Origin of the sequence: Neobacillus drentensis, assembly GCF_036965645.1 — a bacterium.
Taxonomy (GTDB): domain Bacteria; phylum Bacillota; class Bacilli; order Bacillales; family Cytobacillaceae; genus Neobacillus; species Neobacillus drentensis_D.
In genome coordinates, this window is sequence record NZ_JBALPZ010000180.1 from 1,853 (window position 1) to 4,831 (window position 2,979).

2 protein-coding genes and 1 pseudogene are annotated in these 2,979 nt (G+C 43.0%); all 3 read left to right on the plus strand.

The window, feature by feature from the left end; genetic code table 11:
• The first annotated feature begins 285 nt into the window (after positions 1-285).
• On the plus strand, positions 286-987 hold the full coding sequence (locus V7266_RS26615) for a GntR family transcriptional regulator (protein WP_335472236.1): 702 nt from the start codon (positions 286-288) through the stop codon (positions 985-987).
• Between the two features lie 212 nt (positions 988-1,199).
• Entirely contained in the window at positions 1,200-2,219 is a 1,020-nt protein-coding gene (locus V7266_RS26620; RefSeq protein WP_335472237.1) for a zinc-binding alcohol dehydrogenase family protein, read from the plus strand.
• 15 nt (positions 2,220-2,234) lie between these two features.
• Positions 2,235-2,979 (plus strand): annotated as a pseudogene (gene uxuA / locus V7266_RS26625) (mannonate dehydratase); the annotation flags it as partial.

The following is a 2,979-nucleotide window of genomic DNA, read 5'->3' on the forward strand; positions in this document are numbered from 1 at the left end:
ACCCCTGAAGGAGTAGGATCCGCCAACGTCCAGGGGATAAGAGGAGTTCATAGCCCCTCAAAGAGCGAGAACAGCCATCGTACGAGGAATAAGAGAGAGGCATTCGTCTAAAACAAACAAAAAAACAGAAAATTTTTCGAAAAGTGGTATTTAAGCAGCCATAATACTTATTTTCTAAGGGCTAAAAAAATATTGTTCATTTCACATAAAATATTATAGCGTTGACTTGTATACAAGATACTAGTATAATTGCAGTAAAGCGGTTACACAAAAGGTTGGGGCGACATGAACTTACAAAATATATCAACAGGAAGAGAGACATTATCCAATCATGCCTATCAGGTAATAAGGGATGCCATTGTCACTTTGCAATTTGAACCAGGGCAGCAAGTATTTGAAGCGGAATTAGGAAATCAATTGGGAGTAAGCCGCACACCCATACGGGAAGCCTTTAGGCGGTTACTGGCAGAAGAATTAATTGAAGTCCAACCTCAGCGAGGGAATCGAATTGCTTACTTATCAAAAAAGAAAATTGATGAGGCTCGTTTTGTAAGAGTAAGTTTGGAAGTGAGTGCGTTTAAGGAAGTGGCGAATAAGTGGGATAGAGGTAATCCTGTTTACCAAAACCTTCATCAGCAAATCATAGAAATTCTTGAAAACCAAAAGAAAATGGCAGAGGACCATAATTTCGACCTCTTTCTGCAACTCGATGAACAATTTCACTATACCATACTCGAAAGCACGGGCAATGCCACGTTAATTTCCATTATCAATCAAATGAGAGGTCATCTAAATCGCCTCCGATATTTGGAATTACAAGAGACCAAACACTTTATGCAACTGGTCAATGAGCATGAGGCCATCTTCCAAGCGATCCTATCAAACGATGCCAGGAAGACGGAAGAACTATTAACCGAGCATATCCGTTGGCTGGAGGCTAGTACGCAAACACTTATTGAAAAATATCCTCATTTTTTCAAAGACTAAAACAGGATATAGTAGGTACGTTCAACAACAGAGTCAAGAAAGATGGACGTACTTATTTATATAACTCAACTTGTATACTAGTATACAGTAATATGGTCCGAGTATAAAAGCCCTATATCACACTCTCCAACCTTAACGAGTGATAAAGAGATTGAACAGTTGGATGAGTTATCCCTCATGTAACTGAATTCTAATAAAGAAGGTGTAAAAAAATGAAAGCGGTACAAGTAAGTAAACCACATGAGTTGACCATTCAAGAAGTTGAAAAACCGCAGATTGTCCATGCTACAGATGTCTTAGTGAGAGTGAAGCGAGTAGGTATTTGTGGCTCCGACCTCCATCTTTACCATGGGACCAACCCGTTGGCCACATTACCAAGAGTCGTGGGTCATGAAGTGGCAGGAGAAGTGGTCGAAGTTGGATCAGAGGTTACGAATCTGCAAGTTGGCGATCATGTCGTTGTCGAACCGATTCGTTATTGCGGCGAATGCTATGCCTGCCGCAAGGGACAGCCGAATGTTTGTCAATCCTTAACGGTATTTGGTGTCCATGAGGATGGCGGGATGAGGGAATGGTTTGTTCTTCCTGAAAAACAATTACATAAGGTGAATTCCGATCTCCCTTGGGAAGAAATTGTTTTGGCCGAACCTTACACGATTGGTGCACAGGCCGTTTATCGCGGACAGGTGGGGGAAGGCGATACCGTATTAATCCAAGGCGCCGGACCCATTGGGATCTGTGTACTCAAAATGGCAAAATTCCTTGGCGCGACGGTCATGGTCACAGATTTGAGTGATGAGAGACTATCCTTTGCAAAGGAAAACGGAGCCGATACAATCGTGAATGCCGGGCGGGAGGATGTTTTAACTGCTGTGCAGGAATGGACAAATGGGGAGGGGGCAAACAAAGTGATTGATGCCGTTTGCCTGCCGAGCACGTTTGCCTTATCGGTTGAAGCCGTTTCTGCGGCCGGAAATGTCGTCGTTCTTGGTTTTGTGGAGCAGCCAGCGGCTATTTCTCAGCTTCCTATTACCAAAAAAGAAGTGACAATTACAGGCTCAAGACTGCAAACCTATCAATTTCCAAAAATAGTGGAGCTTTTAAACGAAGGAAACCTTCGTCATAATGGGCTGGTTACCCATACCTTCCCTCTTGCTCAAGTACAGGAAGCTTTTACGTTTATTGAAGAACATCCTGATCTAGTTAGGAAGGCCATCATTACGTTTGATTAATGTCGGAGGTGTGTTATGAATATTACATTTCGCTGGTATGGACAAGATAATGATACCGTTTCCTTGGATCAAGTGAAACAAATTCCCGGCGTGAAAGGAATTGTCTGGGCCTTACATCAAAAACCCGTAGGAGATGTTTGGGAGAAAGAAGAAATTCAAGCGGAAGTCAACTATATTCAATCATTTGGATTCCATACAGACGTTGTGAGAGTGTCAATGTCCATGAATCTATTAAGCTAGGTAACAAAGACCGAATGAAGTATATCGAGAATTATAAGCAAACCATTCGCAATCTTGGCGAGTTCGGCGTCAAAGTCATCTGTTATAATTTTATGCCTGTGTTTGACTGGACGCGGACGGAAATGTTTCACCCATTAGAAGATGGTTCAACTGCCCTTTTTTACGAAAAAGCAAAGGTCGACAATTTAAATCCCGAGGAGTTGATTCGGACCGTATCGGCGTCGTCTGATATGACCCTGCCAGGCTGGGAGCCAGAAAAGCTTGCTCGAATTACGGAATTGTTTGAAGCTTATCAAGAAGTAGATGAGGAAGCCCTCTGGGGGAACTTAGCCTTTTTCCTAGAGGAAATACTCCCTGTAGCGGAGGAGGCTGGCATTCAAATGGCCATCCACCCGGATGATCCGCCATGGTCGATTTTTGGATTGCCAAGAATCATTACCGGTGAACAAAGCTATGAAAAATTGATTCGCATCTCCACATCTCCGGCGAACGGTTTTACCTTATGTACAGGGTCAATGGG

Bases quoted from the DNA above. Each gene is read 5' to 3' on its own strand.
- V7266_RS26620 (WP_335472237.1), top strand. From the start codon at position 1,200: ATGAAAGCGGTACAAGTAAGTAAACCACATGAGTTGACCATTCAAGAA.
- V7266_RS26615 (WP_335472236.1), top strand. From the start codon at position 286: ATGAACTTACAAAATATATCAACAGGAAGAGAGACATTATCCAATCAT.